We start from the raw sequence: 14667 nt of genomic DNA on the forward strand, positions 1-14667 counted from the left end.
CGTCCGTAAAAATGGTTAGGCAAGCGCCGTAGAGGCGTCAGTCAGGGTGGCAAGGTCGATGATCCGGCCTTGATTCATCCACTTGCGCGAGAGCTTCAGTTCGCGCGGAGTGTTGATCGCGATCACGCCGCGAATCGTGTTGTCTTCCAGATAGAACAGCGTCGCGCGCCGCGTCGACAGATCGCCGCGCACCGCGAGTGGCGCATCGGCCGGAATGTCGCCGAGAATCTGCAGGTTCACGTCGTACTGATCGGACCAGAACCACGGAATGTCCGCATACGCTTCGAAGTTGCCGAGCAAGGCCTTGGCCACGGCAATCGCCTGGTTCTGCGCGTTGGCCCACGACTCCAGCCGCACGCGGCGCTTGAGCCATGCGCTCGGATGATTCGCCACGTCGCCGCAGGCGAAGATGCGCGGGTCGTCGGTCGCGCCGAAATGATCGACGACGATGCCGTTCTCGACCTTCACGCCCGCCGCTTCGGCAATCGCCGTGTGCGGCGTGAGACCGATGCCGGCCACCGCAAAATCGGCGTCGAGCGTCGAGCCGTCCGCGAACGTCGCGCGAATCCGCTTTGCGTCGTCCGGGTGATCTTCGAGCGCGACGAGCGAGGCGTTCAGGCGCACGTCCACGCCGTTCGCGCGATGCAGATCGAGCAGGAAGTCCGACACCAGCGGCGGCAGCGAGCGCGCGCACAGACGCGGCGCGCCTTCCACCACACAGGCTTCGACGCCGAGCTTGCGCGCGGTCGCCGCGACTTCGAGACCGATCCAGCCGCCGCCGACCACGAGCACGCGCTGGCTCGCGCGCAGCCGTTCGCCGAGCGCGACCGCTTCGTCGAGCGTGCGCAGGTAGGCGAGATGCGAGGTCTTCACGAGCGCGTCGGGCAAACGGCGCGCCGCGCCGCCGGTCGCGATCACGAGGCGGTCGTATTGCACTTCGCGGCCCGACTGCGTGCGCACGATGCGCTGTTCGCGATCGATCGAGGTCGCGCAATCGGGCTGCCATGCTTCGACGTTCAGCGCGTCGAAGTCGTCGGGCTTCACGAGGCGCACGGTTTCGATATCGGCTTCGCCGGCCAGCACGGCCTTCGAGAGCGGCGGGCGCTCGTAGGGTAGATGCACTTCGTCGGCGATCATCACGAGGCGGCCGTCGAAGCCTTCCTTGCGCAACGTCTTCACGATCCAGCCGGCCGCCTGGCCGCCGCCGATCACGACGACCGTGCGCGGCGCTTCGAGCCCCGCATGCGCGGCCTGGGCCTTTGCGGTGGCGGCGTCAGTCATTTTTGCGCTCCGTCATGAACTTGCCTTCCGGCGCCTTCGCGTCTTTCTGCCGGCGCGTATTGCCGTCGATGCCGCCTTCGATCGCCCATTCGGCGAACACGGTCGGACCCGGTTCGAATTCGCGCGGCTGCCATTCGGGCGTGAGCTGGTCTTCGTCGGCGTAGTACTCGATCAGGCCGCCGGCCGGATTCTTGAAGTACCAGAAGTACGCCGACGACACCGGATGACGTCCCGGCCCGAGCTGCGTTTCCCAGCCGCAACGGTTGATGTGCATGCCGCCGCCGAACACTTCGTGGATGTCGCGCACGGTGAACGCGACATGGTTCAGGCCGCGTTTGCCGTTCGGCAAGGCCAGCAGGAAGAGGTCGTGGTGGCCGCCGTGCGGCGCGCAGCGCATGAACGCGCCGCGGCCCGGATAGCGGTCCGAGGTCTCGAAGCCGAGCAGTTCGTGATAGAACTTTTCCTGTTCGGCGAGCTGGTTCGTGAAGAACACGACGTGGCCGACCTCGACCGGCTCCGCGCGTTCGTAGACCGGCGACGGCTGATCGACGCGCAGCGTCTTGCCCCACACGTTCGACGGCGAACCCTGCACGTCGACCGCGCGCTTGCGCGTCACTTCGACGCGAATCGCCATGCCGTTCGGGTCGATGCAGCCGAGCGCGTCTTCGGTTTCGTAGTGGCCGGGCTGGCCGGCGAAGCGGCCGCGCAGTGCGTCGAGTTCCGCCTTCGTCGCGACGCCCCACGTCACTTCGCGCAGCGTCGGGCCGTCCTCGAACGCGGGCGGCAGCGCCGCGTCGTTCGCGTCGACGACGAGCACCGTGCAGCCGTTCATCGTTTCGAAACGCGCGTGTTGGTCGTCGAACGCGGTCTCCTTGAGACCCCAGTCCGCGAAAAACCGGCGGCAGGTGGCGAGATCCGTCACGCCGTAGGTAATCTGTTCAATGCCGAGAATCGTCATAACGTGCCTCTTCCTTGCTGCCTTAGTTCGCCCACGCCAACGGCGCTTCGTTCAAGCCCCAGTAGAGGCTCTTCTGTTGCATGTATTCGCGAATGCCGAGACGGCCCTTTTCGCGTCCCATACCGCTCTCCTTCCAGCCGCTGAACGGCGTCGAGATCGAGAACAGCTTGTAGGTGTTGATCCAGATCGTGCCGGCTTCGAGCGCGCGCGCGGTGCGGTAGGCGCGCTTGTAGTCGCGCGTCCAGATGCCGGCGGCGAGGCCGAACACACTGTGGTTCGCTGCCTTGAGCAGCGCGGCTTCGTCGTCGAACGGCATCGCGACGAGCACCGGCCCGAAGATTTCCTCCTGGCAGATGCGCGCCTCGTTAGTGAGGCCGTCGAGAATCGTCGGTTGCAGATAGGTGCCCGCTTCGCGGCCGTCGCCGACCGGACGCTCGCCGCCGCACAGCAGACGGCCGCCTTCTTCGAGGCCGAGCGCGATATAACGCTCGACCGATTCGCGATGCGCCTGCGTAATCAGCGGACCCATCTGCGTGTTGTCGCGCGACGGATCGCCGACGCGCAGCTTGCGCGCGCCTTCGACGAGACGCTGCATGAATGTGCCGTAGATCGAGCGCTGCACGAACAGACGCGAGCCCGCGATGCACGCCTCGCCCGACGAGCTGAAGATGCCGTACAGCACGCCGTTGACCGCGTGATCGAGATCGGCGTCGTCGAACACGATGGTCGGCGACTTGCCGCCGAGTTCGAGCGACACCGGCATCAGCTTGTCCGCCGCGATGCGCGCGATGCCGCGGCCCACTTCGGTGCCGCCCGTAAACGACACTTTCCTCACGAGCGGATGGCGCACGAGCACGTCGCCGATCACCGAGCCCTTGCCCGGCAGCACGCTCACGACGCCCTTCGGCACGCCCGCTTCCTCGCAGATGCGCGCGAGCGCGAGCGAGACGAGCGGCGTGACTTCGGCGGGCTTCAGCACCACCGCGTTGCCGGCCGCGAGCGCCGGCGCGAGCTTCTGCGCGTCGGAGGCGATCGGCGAATTCCACGGCGTGATCGCCGCAACCACGCCGATCGGCTCGTAGAGGCTCATCGTCAGATAGTCGCCGCGCGACGGCGTGACTTCTTCGTCGAGCGTTTCGAGGCAGGCCGCGAAATAGCGGAACGTATTCGCCGCACTCGCGACCAGCACGCGCGTCTCGCCGATCGGCTTGCCGTTGTCGCGGCGCTGCAGATTCGCGAGCGCTTCGTGGCGCGCCATGATGAGGTCGGCGATGCGGTACAGGATCAGCGCGCGCTGATGCGGCTTCAGACCCGACCAGTCCGGCTTGCGCCACGCGGCGTCGGCGGCTTCGACCGCTTCGCGCGCGTCGTCGGCGCTGGCCGTCGAGATTTCCATGTTGACCGACTGATCCGCCGGATACAGGCTTTTGTACGGGTTGCCGCGCCCTTGCCGCCATTCGCCGCCGATAAAAATATCGCCGTTGGGCACGAGGCTGGTATCGAAGTGAGTCATGTCGGTCATTCCGGTTGCTTGCAGGCCGGGGGCCTGGTGGGTCTTAGATCACGCAACGCGCGGCGCGATTGCGCAGCGCGCGGATCGCGCTGTAAGCGGTCAGCGCGGACGTCTTCGGGTTGTCCGGCAGCGGCTTGCCGCTCATTTCGAGCGACATCTCGCCGAACGCGCCGCGCGCGAGGATGCGATGCACGTTGCGCGTCACGTTCGGATCGGCGATCAGCTTGACCGTCGTGTTGTCGAGGCCGAGCCCGGCGAGCGCGATGGTCGCGGCAACGTTGGCGTTCTTCGGATAGAGCCGCGCCGCATCGCGCGCGGTGCCTTCGAAGATCACCTTCTCTTCGGCGAGCGTGCGCAGGTCGCAGACCTCTTCGGCCGGCGTGCCGAGCCAGCCGATCGGCGGCTTGCGGCCCGTGTACAGCACTTCGTCGAGACCGCCGAAACGCGCCGAGGCGATCGCATCGATACCGCCGATCGCGCCCGACAGCAGCGTGACCGTCGCGTCGCCCGCATCGGCCGCAGCGGCGAGCGCGTCGAGCAGCGCGACGTCGGAGAGCGCACCGATCGACGCAACCGCGCAATCGGTGCCCGACTTCAGCAGCGGCACGATGTGATCGACGAGCGCGCTGTGGCCCGCGCATTCGAGCGCGAACTGCGGCTTCGTGCTGAGCGCCGACACCGACGACACCACGTCGACGCCCGCGCCCACCATGTCGCGCACCGACGTCAGCTGCTTCTCGGGAACGATCACATGCGAGACGCGCACGGCCGGATCGCCGGCGACCGAGCGGTACACCGCCTGGCCAATCGCGCCGAAGCCGATCATCGCGACATCAAGGGGCGCGTGATGCCCCGCGTAGCCGACCTCATGCATGTTGCGGCTCCTCTTTCTTGACCGGCGGGCCCGCGAACTGGGTCGCGAAGGTGCCGACCGACAACATGTCCACTTCGACCAGCACCGGACCGGTCTGCGCTATGCCTTCGCGGATGATCGCGGCGGCGTCGTCGAGCGACTTGATGCGGTAGTGCGGCAGCTTCAGGCTTGCGCAGAACTGTGCGAAATCCGGCTGATGCAGTTGCACGTAGCAGCGGCGGCCGCCGTATTGCGCGTCCTGGATGTTGCGGATCACGCCGTAGCACTGGTCGTTCATCAGCACGATCATCACGTTGGCGTTTTCCTGCACGGCCGTCGCGAGTTCGCCGACGTTGACCATCAAGCCGCCGTCGCCGCACAGCGCGACGGTCTTCGCCGCATTGCCCGCGAGCGCCGCGCCGATGCCCATCTGCATGCCCTGGCCGATGCCGCCGCCGAGCGCATGCACGCCCGCGCGCGGCGAGAAGATCTTCAAGAGGCGGTTGCCCCACGTGCTGTTCGAGATCGTGACGTCGCGCACCCAGTTGTAGTCGCGGCCCACGGCGTCCTGCAGCGCGTCGACGAGACGCTTGTACGGGCCCAGACCCTTGGCGACGTCGGCAACCGCGCTTTCGCGCGCGGCAGCGAGGTCCTGCGCGAACTGCGGATCGACCTTCAGCCTGCCTTCGAGCAGCGTCGCGAGTTCCTCGAGCACCGCGGAGGCGTCGCCGTGAATGAACATCTCGTTGCGATAACCGCGGTTGTCGGCCAGCGCGTCGGCGTCGATGCGATACAGCGGCTGCGGCAGCGCGAGCTTGTACTTCAGCGTTTCATTGCCGCGCAGACGCGAGCCGACCACGACGAGCGCGTCACAGGTCTTGTAGAAGCTCTCGACCGCCGAGTGCACGTTGAACGCGCCGAGCGTGGCCGGATGATCTTCCGGCAGCACGCCACGGCCCTGCACGCTCGTCACGACGCCGAAGCCGAGTGCGACCAGACGCTCGACCGCCGCGCGCGCGTGGCGCGTGCCGCCGCCGAGCCACAGCAGCGGGCGCTTCGCCTTCGTCAGTTGCTCCGCGAGTTGCGCGACGCGGTCCTTGCAATGCGTGAGCGTCGTCACGTGGGGCGCGGCGAGATCGTTCGGCCACTCGATTTCGGCCGCCTGGATGTCGATCGGAATCTCGACGCTGACCGGGCCGCTCGGCGCCGTTTGCGCGACGCGCACGGCTTCGCGGATCGTCGGCAGCGCGGTTTCGACCGAACGCACGCGGAACGCGGCCTTCGAGATCGATTGCAGCATCGAGAGCTGGTCCGGCGCTTCGTGGATATACGCGAGGTCCTGGTCGAGGTATTCGGTTTCGATCTGGCCGGTCACGTGCAGCAGTGCGGTGCCCGCCGTCAGCGCTTCGACCATCGCGCCCGCTGCATTGCCCGCCGCGGTGCCCGTGCTCGTGAACGCGACGCCGAGGCCGCCCGAGACGCGCGCAAGGCCGTCGGCCATGTTCACCGCGCCGGCTTCGCCGCGCGCGCCGACATAGCGGATCTTGCCGCGCGTGTTGATTGCGTCGAGGATCGGCATGTTGTGGATCGAGATCACGCCGAATGCGGTTTGGACGCCGCATTGCTCGAGAAAGGCGGCGATCAGTTCGCCAACGGTGGTTTTATTAGACATGTCGTGCAACGCCTCCAGAAACATCGATGTGACTGCCCGTCGTGTACGACGACAGCGTGGTAGCCAGATAAAAAAGCGCTTGAGCGGCCTCTTCGGGACGACCGAAACGGCCCAGTGGAATGTTTTTCTTGCGCGCCAGCTCGCCGGTCCAGTCTTCCCAGCTCTGGCCCGGCTGTGCCTGGGTCTCGTAGCGGCGGCGCCACTGCCCCGACTCGACGATGCCGATCAGGATCGAGTTGACGCGGATGCGCTGCGGCGCGAGTTCGACCGCGAGCGACTTCGTGAGACTCAGCAGACCCGCGCGCGCCGACGAGGTCGCCACCATGTGCGGCTCGGGCTGCAGCGCGAGCAGCGAATTCACGTTGACGATGGCCGCGTCGCGGCCGGCGCCGGCGGTGTCGTCGAGCATCGGCAGAAACGCGCGCGTCGGGCGGATCACGCCGAAGTACTTCAGGTCGAGCTCTTCGCGCCATGCGTCGTCGCTCGTGTCGGCGAAGGTCGAGACGCGCCCCTGGCCCGCGTTGTTCACGAGCATGTCGGTGCGGCCGAAGCGCTGCTGCACGGCCTGCGCGAATGCGCTCACTTCGTCGGCATCGAGCACGTTGCAGCGCTGCGCGAGCAGTTGCGCGCCGGGAAACTTCGCGACGAGCGCGGCTTGCGCTTTCGCGAGACGCTCGCTGTCGCGGCCGCAGATCGCGACCGACGCACCCGCTTGCAGAAACAGTTCGGCGGTCGCGAGACCGATGCCGGACGAACCGCCCGTCACCACCGCCACCTGTCCGGTCAAATCGATTTGGATCATCAGAGCCCCAGTGCCTTCATGTATTTGTTGCCTGCGTTCGGTCCGAGCTTCGGCCGGTAATTGAGCCGCTGCGACAGTTCTTCGGCCGCGCGGCGCACCTTGTCGACGAGCCCGCCGTCGAGCAGCGACACGTCGATCTCGCGGCGCGGGATCGTCGTCGTGATGACCGCGACGATGCGGTTCGTGTCGTTGCGCACCGGCGCACTGACCACCGAAATGCCGCGCTCGAACGACGACTCGCTGATCGCGAAGCCGCGCCGCGCGTCATCGCGAATCCGTTCGTAGAGTTCGTTGACCGTGGCCGGCGTCTGCGCGGTGAAGCGCTCCAGTTCCGGCTCGGGATAGAGCTTCTTCAGGTCGTCGAGCGTCAGGTCGCCCATCAGCACCTGGCCGTGCGTCGTCGCATAGGCGGGCAGGCGCGTGCCGACGTTGACCTTCACCGAGCTGAAAATCGGCGCATGGCTTTGCGCCTTGGCGACGAACACCACGTCGCGTCCGTCGCGAATCACGATATGGCTCGTGAGGCCGGTGTCGTCGCGCAGCCGCTCGATGATCGGCAGGCCGAGGTCGGTCAGCTCCAGCGAGCTCAGGTATTCGAAGCCGAGCCGCAGCACCGCGATGCCGAGGCGATAGTTGCGGTCCTTGTCGGCGCGTTCGAGAAAGCCGAGCGATTCGAGCGTCTGCAGCAAACGGAACACCGTCGTGCGCGGAATGTTCAGGCGGCGCGACAGTTCCGGCGCGCCGAGCACCGGCTCGCGCGGCGAGAACTCCATCAGGATGTTCAGGCCTCGTTCGAGACCGGGCACCCGGTAGCCGGAATCGCTGCTGGTTTCGTTGCGCTCGGCGTCGGGCGCATCAGGCGTATCGGGCGTCATTGCATGGCTCCGCGTTGGCTCGGTTAGATGCCGCTTGCGCGGCTGAACGTATCGATGATCGCGGTGTACGCGGCGGGTTCTTCGATATAGCCCGCATGTCCCGCGCGCGGCACGATCTGCAGGCGGGTGCGCGCGGCGAGCGCGATCTTTTCGCAGGCTTCGGGCGCGGTAATCGTGTCTTCGGCGCCGACCGCGACGTCGACGCGGCCTTCGTAGCGCGCGAGGTCGCCGGCGAGATCGGCGTTGGCGAGCAGATGCGTGGCCTGCGCGTAACCGTGCGGGATCACGCGCGCCATGTTCCAGCGCACCCATGCGCGCGCCGCGTCGTTCGCGTGAGCGGACAGCATGTTGGCGCTGCGTTTTTCGGCGAGCCCTTGCGGGCCGAGTTCGTTGAGCATCGCGAGACGCTGAGCGCGTTTCGCGTCGCGCATTTCAGCGGACGCCGCGCCGTAGCCGCCCGCGGGCGACAGCAGCAGCAGACCGGCAAGACGCTGCGGATGCGCAAGCGCGAATGCGCCGGCGATGATCGCGCCGAGCGAATGCCCGACCAGCACGCAGCGTTCGATGCCGAGCGTGTCGAGCCATTCCTTCAATACGGCCGCGTAGTCCTGAGCGAGCGGCGAAGCCGCCGCGACCGGCGTGGATGCGCCATACCCCGGCGCATCCCAGGCCAGCACGCGGCGTGTCGCGCCGAGCGCGTCGAACTGCTGCACCCACGATGCCGCGCCCGAACCGATGCCATGCAGCAGCACGAGCGGCAGCGCATCGTTGCCGGCCTGGCCGGCTTCGCGATAGCTCACGACGCGTTGCGCGGCCAGGCTGCTGTGCTGCGCCGGATAGCGCGCGAGACGCGCTTCGAGCGCGGCATGCTGATCGGCATTGGCGGACGGGACTACGGACATGATTGCCTTCGCGGGTGAAGTGAAACGACGTGAACGGCTCGACGATGGCGCGGTACTTCAATTGCGCCTCAGTGGTGCTGCGGTTACGCCTTGTTTGCAGCCAGATCGCGCTTGATCTTCGCGAGTGGCGAATCCGGCGGATACGTCGGCGTGATCGGCTTCGGCGAACCGAGCATCACGCACATCAGCGCGTCTTCCTCGCCCACGTTGATCTCCGAGCGGTACACGCCGGGCGGCACCGAGATCAGGTCGCGCTCGCCGAGCACGGCTTCCCACGTTTCGCCGTCACGCTCGCAGACCACCTTCATCTTGCCGCGCAGCACGAAGAAAATTTCTTCGACATCCATATGAATATGGCTCGGGCCGATGTTGCCGGCCGGGATCACCATCGTCGAGAACGTGAAGCCGCCTGCCGGCACGGTGTTCATGTCCTTCGCGACGCCGGTGCCGCCCGTGCCGACGTAGCGCATCTGCGCACGGCGATACTTCGGGTCGTAGTCGGCCTGGAATTTCAGCGCGTCCCAGTCGTAGCGACGCGTTTCGAAGCGCGCGACGCGGCCGTCCAGCCACTGCTGGAAGTTCGCGTCCGCGGGTTGGTCCCAGGACTTGCGTTCGTTGTCAACGTCCGCCATCTGTTTCTCCTTTCGATTCGACAAGATCAATTCATCACGAAGCCGCCGTTGACCGGCAGCAATTGGCCGGTCACAAAGCGGGCGGCATCGGACAACAGGAACAACACCGGCCCGGTTACGTCGTCGGGCACTTGTGCGCGCGTGAGCGCGCGGCCTTGCAGGTAATACTGATGGCGCTCCGCCGGCACGTAGGCGGTCGCCTCGACTTCGGTCAGGCCCGGCGCGATCGCGTTGACGGTCACGCCGTGCGCGCCGAATTCGCGCGCAAGCGAGCGCGTCATCGAGATCACGGCGCCCTTGCTCGCGACGTACGCGAGCAGCTTCGGCGCGCCCCACATCGCCGTGTCCGAGGCGATGTTGACGACGGCGCCACGGCCCGAGTCGCGCAGATACGGCAGCGCGGCGGTGCTCATGAGCCAGGTGCCGCGCACGTTGACGTTCATCACGGCGTCCCACGTATCGACCGTCAGCTCGTCCGCGAACTTGCCGCCGGAATTGGTGATTGCCGCGTTGTTGATCAGCGCGTCGAGGCCGCCGAACTGCGCCGCGCCCTGCTCGGCGAACTGCTTGACGCTGGCCGGATCGGCAAGGTCGAGCGGCAGGTAGGTCGCCGCGTGGCCCTGTTCCTTCAGCGATGCCGCGAGCGCACGGCCCGCGTCGTGCAGCACGTCGCCGAACACGACCTGGGCACCGGCTTCCACGAGCGCGCGGACGAACGCCGCGCCGAGACCGCGCGCGCCGCCCGTGACGAGAACGCGCCGGCCCTTGAGCGCTGCGAGTGCGTCGTTATGCATGGCTGTGACCGGCTTCGGTGGTGGCCGGCGCGGCAGCGGCCGCTGCCGCGCGATAGGCGTCGAGGTCGGTGACGTGCTGTTGCGCGCGTTGGCGCAGCATGCGGCGCACGCGCGTCATGCCGACGTCGTGCTGATACAGGAACTCGTGATCGCGCGCGTTCGGCGCGAGGCTTTCGAGAACGTAGCGGTCCTGTTCGAGCACGTCCCAGTGCAGACCTTCGAGACGGTTGCGATACAGGAAGCGCCATGCGTCTCGCTGCCAGCCCTGCACCTTGCGGGTACGCCAGAAGTAGACCTGGCAGTTGTCGCCCTCGACCGGCACCGCGAAGCCGATGATGCCGAAGCTGCCGCCCGGGCCGAACTTCTTCTTGTAGGGAATCGCGAGGCGCATCCACAGGGCGCCGGTTTCGCCGAGTTCGACCCAGTCGAAGTTGACGTCGCGCTGGCCGATCTTTTCGAACATCAGACCGGTTTCGGTCTTGCGCACGCGCATGTCGGCCTGCTTGTCGCCTTCGGCCATCGAGTGCGAGGTCGCGTGCAGATAGGCGCCGTGCATCGGGTCCATCACGTTGTCGATCGCGTACTGGTAATTGCACTTCCAGTTCGACATGCACAGGAAGCTGGCGTATTCCTCGCCGACCAGTTCTTCCGGCAGCACGAGCGGCACGGGTTCCTTGTGCGCTTCGTCGCCGAACCACAGGAAGATCGCACCGGCGTGTTCTTCGACCGGATACGACTTCACGCACTTCTGGCCTTCGAGCGGGCAGCTCGCGACCGCCGGCACGTTGACGACCGTGCCGCTGCCGTCCACCTGGATGCCGTGATACCAGCATGCGACGCTGCCGCCGAGATTCCAGCCGAGCGACAGACGCGCGCCACGGTGCGGGCAGCGGTCTTCGAGCGCGTGGACTTTGCCTTCCTGATCGCGCCACAGCACGATCTGGTCGCCGAGACGGGTCACGCCGATCGGCGCGTTGCCGACCTGCCAGCTCGGGGCGACCGGATACCAGTAATTGCGGAGACCTTGGTCGAGGTACGACTTGATCGGATCAGCCGTGCCTTCGGTTGTAGTGGGGGACGTCATGAAGAGACTCCAGTACGGATGCGATGAAACGTGTTCGGGAGAGCGCGCCTAGTCGGCGAGCAGGCGGAATTCGGCGGCGAGGCGCTCGGCGTTCCACTGAGTGCCTTCGGCGGTGCGGAAACCGTCGCGGTTCAGGCCATCGGCGACTTCCTGCAATTCCGTCGCACCGGCTTCGAAAACACGTTCGAGCGCATCGCCGAAGTCGTTTTCGTACTGGGTCGGCTCGGCCTTGCGGTTCTGCCAGATCATGTTGCTGCTCTCGCCCGGCTTTTCGATCAGGCCTTTACCCGCGACGTTGTTCGGTTGCGGCGCCAGCCACGGCTTCAGGAAGGGATTGAAATTCACGGCTACCTCTCGCATGTCATTCCACCTTGATCTGGATTTCTTCACCTGCGAGACGTACGGCGTACATCTTCAGGTCACGGCCGCCCGGCTCTTTCAGACACTTGCCGGTCGGGATATGGAACACGGCTTCGTGCAGCGGACATTCGACGGTGTCGCCGTCGACAAAGCCTTGCGTCAGCAACGCGTACGCGTGCGGGCAGACGTTTTCCATCGCGTAGATTTCGTCGCCCACCTTGTAGATGCCGATTTCCGTGTCGTCGAGCTTGAACTCGAGCGGGGAGTCTTCGGACAGTTCGCCGGCATGTCCGGCGCAGCGCCATTGTTCAGTCATTTCTCGCCTTCTCCTGAGCCTCTGCGTTCCATATAAGGAACATCAGTTCGTGTATGGTCAATTATAGGAGTCGTCCCGCGCGGAGAAAATAAAAAAATCGCTCCTTAGGGGAAAACACTGACTGTCGCATCGGCGATACATCGAGGCGCCGCATGCCGCGCGCAACCGCATACCACGCGGGCCTTTGATGGATATGGCCGGAGCGCAATCCGCAGAGGGACGCGCCGCCCCGCGTGCGGGTTTATACCGATCTCAAAATTTAATTTACTCGTTCGAGGCTTCACTATACTTTCCATAGGCGATACGTTTGTCCATATATGGAACGTAAGACCCACGAGGTTCTGGCAAAGAAATCAGAACGGCATCGACAACCCCAAGTACAGGTCAGCGACGGCGCATCCGGCGAGAGTCCGCGCCGCGGGATCAGGGACCAGGAGAACCAACGGTGAAGCAAATCATTGCGGCCGGCTTGACGGCAGCTTGCATGACCCCTTGCGCATGGGCGCAGAGCAGCGTGACGCTATACGGCAGCCTCGACGCCGGCGTCGCCTACATCAGCAACGTGGGCGGCAGCTCGAAGTGGATGATGGAACAGGGCAACACGCAGCCCGATCGTTGGGGCCTGAAGGGTGTCGAAGACCTCGGTAACGGCCTGAAGGCGGTGTTCCAGCTCGAAAACGGCTTCTATACGAACACCGGCGCGATGGCGAAAGCGGGCACGCTGTTCAATCGCCAGGCGTTCGTGGGCCTCTCGTCCGACTCGATCGGCACGCTGACCTTCGGCCATCAGACGCCGTTCAGCTTCGACGTGCTCGGCACGTTCAGCACCGCCTATCTGGGCGCGAGCTGGTATGCGTTCCACCCGGGCAACATCGACGCGCTCGCCAACACCGCCATCGTGCCTTACGACAACTCGGTGAAATTCCGCTCGGCGACATTCGGCGGCTTCACGGTCGGCGCGATGATGGGCCTCGGCAACCAGACCAACTTCGCGACCGGCCGCGAATACGGCTTCGCGGCAACGTATGCGAACGGCGGCTTCAAGGCAGGCGCGAGCTACTCCGACGAAAACAACCGCACGCCGTCGATCGTCACGACCGGCATCACGAGCTTCCAGGGCCAGCCGGCCGCGACCTATATGGCCGACAAGCTGCAGAACATGGGCGCGGGTCTGTCGTACCAGTTCGGCAAGGTACTCGTGCACGGCCTGTACACGCGCGTGAAGCTCGAAAGCGCCGGCCATTCGGACACCTACCAGAGCTACGACGGCGGCGCGAACTGGATGATCACGCCGTACAACACGATCGCCGGCGGCGCCGCGACCACGACGCTCGCCGGCCATCGCTGGACGCAGTTCATGATCGGCGACATCTATGCGCTGTCGAAGTCGACGCAGGTCTACGTCAACGCGCTGTATCAGCGCGCGGGTTCGAATACCGATGCGGCGTTCTTCACCGCGGGCGTGTCGAGCGGCCGCAATCAGGCGATCGTCCTGAGCGGCATCCACCACTCGTTCTGATTACCTGCCCGACGATGTGAAACGGCGAGTCCGGCTGCGCAGGGCAGCGGGACTCGCCGGAGGATCTGAAGCAAGCGCTGAAATAAGCGCGTACGGTCGGCGTGCGGTCAATGAGCCGCGACGCGCCGGCGCCGCGCCTGCATCGCGGTCGGATCGTCCGGGCGCGGACGGTAGCTGAGACGCTCGGACAGATCGAGCGCCGCCTGGCACACGGCAATGACGAGCGGTTCGCGCTCGGCGACTTCACCGATGTCGGAGCGCGGAATCGTGATCGTCAGCGCGGCGGCAATCTTGCCGCTCTGATCGCGCACCGGCGCGCTCACCACGGAAATGCCCCGCTCGAACGACGCCTCGCTCACCGCATAGCCGAGCGCCGCGCTCTCGCGCACCCGCCCGTACAGTTCTTCGACCGTCGCGGGCGTGCGCTCGGTGAAGCGCTGAAGCTGCGGTTCCGGATAAAGCTGGCGCAATTCCTCGAAACTCAGATCGCCCATCAGCACCTGGCCATGCACGGTCGCATGCGCGGGCAGGCGCGTGCCGACGTGTACCTTCACCGAACTGAACATCGGCTCGTGCGTCTGCGCCTTCGCCACGAACACGACGTCGCGCTGATCGCGGATCAGCAGATGCGTGCTGAGGCCAGTCGTGTCGCGCAGGCGTTCGAGGATCGGCGTGCCGATGTCGGTCAGTTCGAGCGAACTGAGGTACTCGAAGCCGAGCCGCAGCACCGCGACGCTCAGGCGGAAATAGCGGTCGCCGTTGGCGCGTTCGAGAAAGCCAAGCGCTTCGAGCGTCTGCAGCAGGCGAAACGTGGTGGTGCGCGGAATGCCGATCCGCTTCGACAACTCGGGCGCGCCAAGCACCGGCTCGCGCGCGCTGAATTCGGCCAGGATGCGCAGGCCGCGTTCGAGGCCCGGCACGAGATAGGTCGAGCCGCCGGTGTTTTCGTCGTCGGCGGCGCCGGTTGCGTCGACGCTCTCCGTGAGCGGCTGCGCCGCTTCGCTGTGTGCAGTCGAAACCGCCGCCGCGCGCGACTTCAGCGGTTTGCGTCCCACGCCTGTCTGGTCTTCTTTTGCCATCTTGGCTGCCATTTCTCTGCGATTCAC

General features: G+C 66.0%; 15 protein-coding genes. 1 reads left to right on the forward strand and 14 read right to left on the reverse strand.

What is annotated here, in order from left to right:
- Positions 1-15: 15 nt before the first annotated feature.
- The 13 genes from GXB81_RS10280 to GXB81_RS10340 all read right to left on the reverse strand — a co-directional run bounded on the left by GXB81_RS10280 (position 16) and on the right by GXB81_RS10340 (position 12042).
- The gene (locus GXB81_RS10280; RefSeq protein WP_205989055.1) at positions 16-1281 is read right to left on the reverse strand and encodes an FAD-dependent oxidoreductase; all 1266 of its coding nucleotides are present in this window, start codon (positions 1279-1281) and stop codon (positions 16-18) included.
- Positions 1274-2239: a VOC family protein gene (locus GXB81_RS10285; RefSeq protein ID WP_205989056.1), complete on the reverse strand. Its 966-nt coding sequence runs from the start codon at positions 2237-2239 to the stop codon at positions 1274-1276. The genes GXB81_RS10280 and GXB81_RS10285 overlap by 8 nt, the downstream gene beginning before the upstream one ends.
- 22 nt (positions 2240-2261) lie before the next feature.
- A complete protein-coding gene (locus GXB81_RS10290; RefSeq protein ID WP_205989071.1) occupies positions 2262-3752 on the reverse strand; it encodes an aldehyde dehydrogenase in 1491 nt (496 codons plus the stop codon).
- A 43-nt stretch (positions 3753-3795) separates the two neighbouring features.
- Entirely contained in the window at positions 3796-4626 is an 831-nt protein-coding gene (locus GXB81_RS10295) for an aspartate dehydrogenase (RefSeq protein ID WP_205989057.1), read from the reverse strand.
- Positions 4619-6277: a thiamine pyrophosphate-binding protein gene (locus GXB81_RS10300; RefSeq protein WP_205989058.1), complete on the reverse strand. Its 1659-nt coding sequence runs from the start codon at positions 6275-6277 to the stop codon at positions 4619-4621. The genes GXB81_RS10295 and GXB81_RS10300 overlap by 8 nt, the downstream gene beginning before the upstream one ends.
- The gene (locus GXB81_RS10305; RefSeq protein ID WP_205989059.1) at positions 6270-7079 is read right to left on the reverse strand and encodes an SDR family oxidoreductase; all 810 of its coding nucleotides are present in this window, start codon (positions 7077-7079) and stop codon (positions 6270-6272) included. The genes GXB81_RS10300 and GXB81_RS10305 overlap by 8 nt, the downstream gene beginning before the upstream one ends.
- Positions 7079-7954, reverse strand: a complete 876-nt coding sequence (locus tag GXB81_RS10310) for an IclR family transcriptional regulator (RefSeq protein ID WP_167038833.1) — start codon at positions 7952-7954, stop codon at positions 7079-7081. Before GXB81_RS10310 ends, GXB81_RS10305 begins: the two co-directional genes overlap by 1 nt.
- A 23-nt stretch (positions 7955-7977) precedes the next feature.
- Entirely contained in the window at positions 7978-8856 is an 879-nt protein-coding gene (locus GXB81_RS10315; protein ID WP_205989060.1) for an alpha/beta fold hydrolase, read from the reverse strand.
- 83 nt (positions 8857-8939) lie between these two features.
- Positions 8940-9488, reverse strand: a complete 549-nt coding sequence (locus tag GXB81_RS10320; RefSeq protein WP_167038837.1) for a cupin domain-containing protein — start codon at positions 9486-9488, stop codon at positions 8940-8942.
- Between the two features lie 26 nt (positions 9489-9514).
- Positions 9515-10282, reverse strand: coding sequence for an SDR family oxidoreductase (locus GXB81_RS10325; RefSeq protein ID WP_167038840.1), 768 nt, complete (start codon positions 10280-10282; stop codon positions 9515-9517).
- On the reverse strand, positions 10275-11366 hold the full coding sequence (locus tag GXB81_RS10330) for an aromatic ring-hydroxylating dioxygenase subunit alpha (protein WP_167038842.1): 1092 nt from the start codon (positions 11364-11366) through the stop codon (positions 10275-10277). The genes GXB81_RS10325 and GXB81_RS10330 overlap by 8 nt, the downstream gene beginning before the upstream one ends.
- A gap of 48 nt (positions 11367-11414) precedes the next feature.
- The gene (locus GXB81_RS10335) at positions 11415-11726 is read right to left on the reverse strand and encodes a recombinase-like helix-turn-helix domain-containing protein (protein ID WP_167038843.1); all 312 of its coding nucleotides are present in this window, start codon (positions 11724-11726) and stop codon (positions 11415-11417) included.
- 1 nt (position 11727) lies between these two features.
- Positions 11728-12042 carry a non-heme iron oxygenase ferredoxin subunit gene (locus GXB81_RS10340; protein ID WP_167038845.1) on the reverse strand — a complete coding sequence of 105 codons (315 nt, stop codon included), beginning with the start codon at positions 12040-12042 and terminating at the stop codon, positions 11728-11730.
- 445 nt (positions 12043-12487) lie between these two features.
- Here GXB81_RS10340 and GXB81_RS10345 point away from each other — a divergent pair, with 445 nt between their 5' ends.
- Complete coding sequence (locus GXB81_RS10345) at positions 12488-13561, forward strand: porin (protein ID WP_167282486.1); 1074 nt, start codon at positions 12488-12490, stop codon at positions 13559-13561.
- A gap of 107 nt (positions 13562-13668) precedes the next feature.
- Here the strand turns inward: GXB81_RS10345 and GXB81_RS10350 are convergent, their stop codons facing one another.
- On the reverse strand, positions 13669-14640 hold the full coding sequence (locus tag GXB81_RS10350) for an IclR family transcriptional regulator (protein WP_205989061.1): 972 nt from the start codon (positions 14638-14640) through the stop codon (positions 13669-13671).
- Positions 14641-14667: the final 27 nt, after the last annotated feature.

It is taken from the genome of Paraburkholderia sp. Ac-20336 (genome assembly GCF_017105025.1).
Taxonomy (GTDB): domain Bacteria; phylum Pseudomonadota; class Gammaproteobacteria; order Burkholderiales; family Burkholderiaceae; genus Paraburkholderia.

Bases quoted from the DNA above. Each gene is read 5' to 3' on its own strand.
- GXB81_RS10280 (WP_205989055.1), bottom strand. From the start codon at position 1,281: ATGACTGACGCCGCCACCGCAAAGGCCCAGGCCGCGCATGCGGGGCTC.
- GXB81_RS10285 (WP_205989056.1), bottom strand. From the start codon at position 2,239: ATGACGATTCTCGGCATTGAACAGATTACCTACGGCGTGACGGATCTC.
- GXB81_RS10290 (WP_205989071.1), bottom strand. From the start codon at position 3,752: ATGACTCACTTCGATACCAGCCTCGTGCCCAACGGCGATATTTTTATC.
- GXB81_RS10295 (WP_205989057.1), bottom strand. From the start codon at position 4,626: ATGCATGAGGTCGGCTACGCGGGGCATCACGCGCCCCTTGATGTCGCG.
- GXB81_RS10300 (WP_205989058.1), bottom strand. From the start codon at position 6,277: ATGTCTAATAAAACCACCGTTGGCGAACTGATCGCCGCCTTTCTCGAG.
- GXB81_RS10305 (WP_205989059.1), bottom strand. From the start codon at position 7,079: ATGATCCAAATCGATTTGACCGGACAGGTGGCGGTGGTGACGGGCGGT.
- GXB81_RS10310 (WP_167038833.1), bottom strand. From the start codon at position 7,954: ATGACGCCCGATACGCCTGATGCGCCCGACGCCGAGCGCAACGAAACC.
- GXB81_RS10315 (WP_205989060.1), bottom strand. From the start codon at position 8,856: ATGTCCGTAGTCCCGTCCGCCAATGCCGATCAGCATGCCGCGCTCGAA.
- GXB81_RS10320 (WP_167038837.1), bottom strand. From the start codon at position 9,488: ATGGCGGACGTTGACAACGAACGCAAGTCCTGGGACCAACCCGCGGAC.
- GXB81_RS10325 (WP_167038840.1), bottom strand. From the start codon at position 10,282: ATGCATAACGACGCACTCGCAGCGCTCAAGGGCCGGCGCGTTCTCGTC.
- GXB81_RS10330 (WP_167038842.1), bottom strand. From the start codon at position 11,366: ATGACGTCCCCCACTACAACCGAAGGCACGGCTGATCCGATCAAGTCG.
- GXB81_RS10335 (WP_167038843.1), bottom strand. From the start codon at position 11,726: ATGCGAGAGGTAGCCGTGAATTTCAATCCCTTCCTGAAGCCGTGGCTG.
- GXB81_RS10340 (WP_167038845.1), bottom strand. From the start codon at position 12,042: ATGACTGAACAATGGCGCTGCGCCGGACATGCCGGCGAACTGTCCGAA.
- GXB81_RS10350 (WP_205989061.1), bottom strand. From the start codon at position 14,640: ATGGCAAAAGAAGACCAGACAGGCGTGGGACGCAAACCGCTGAAGTCG.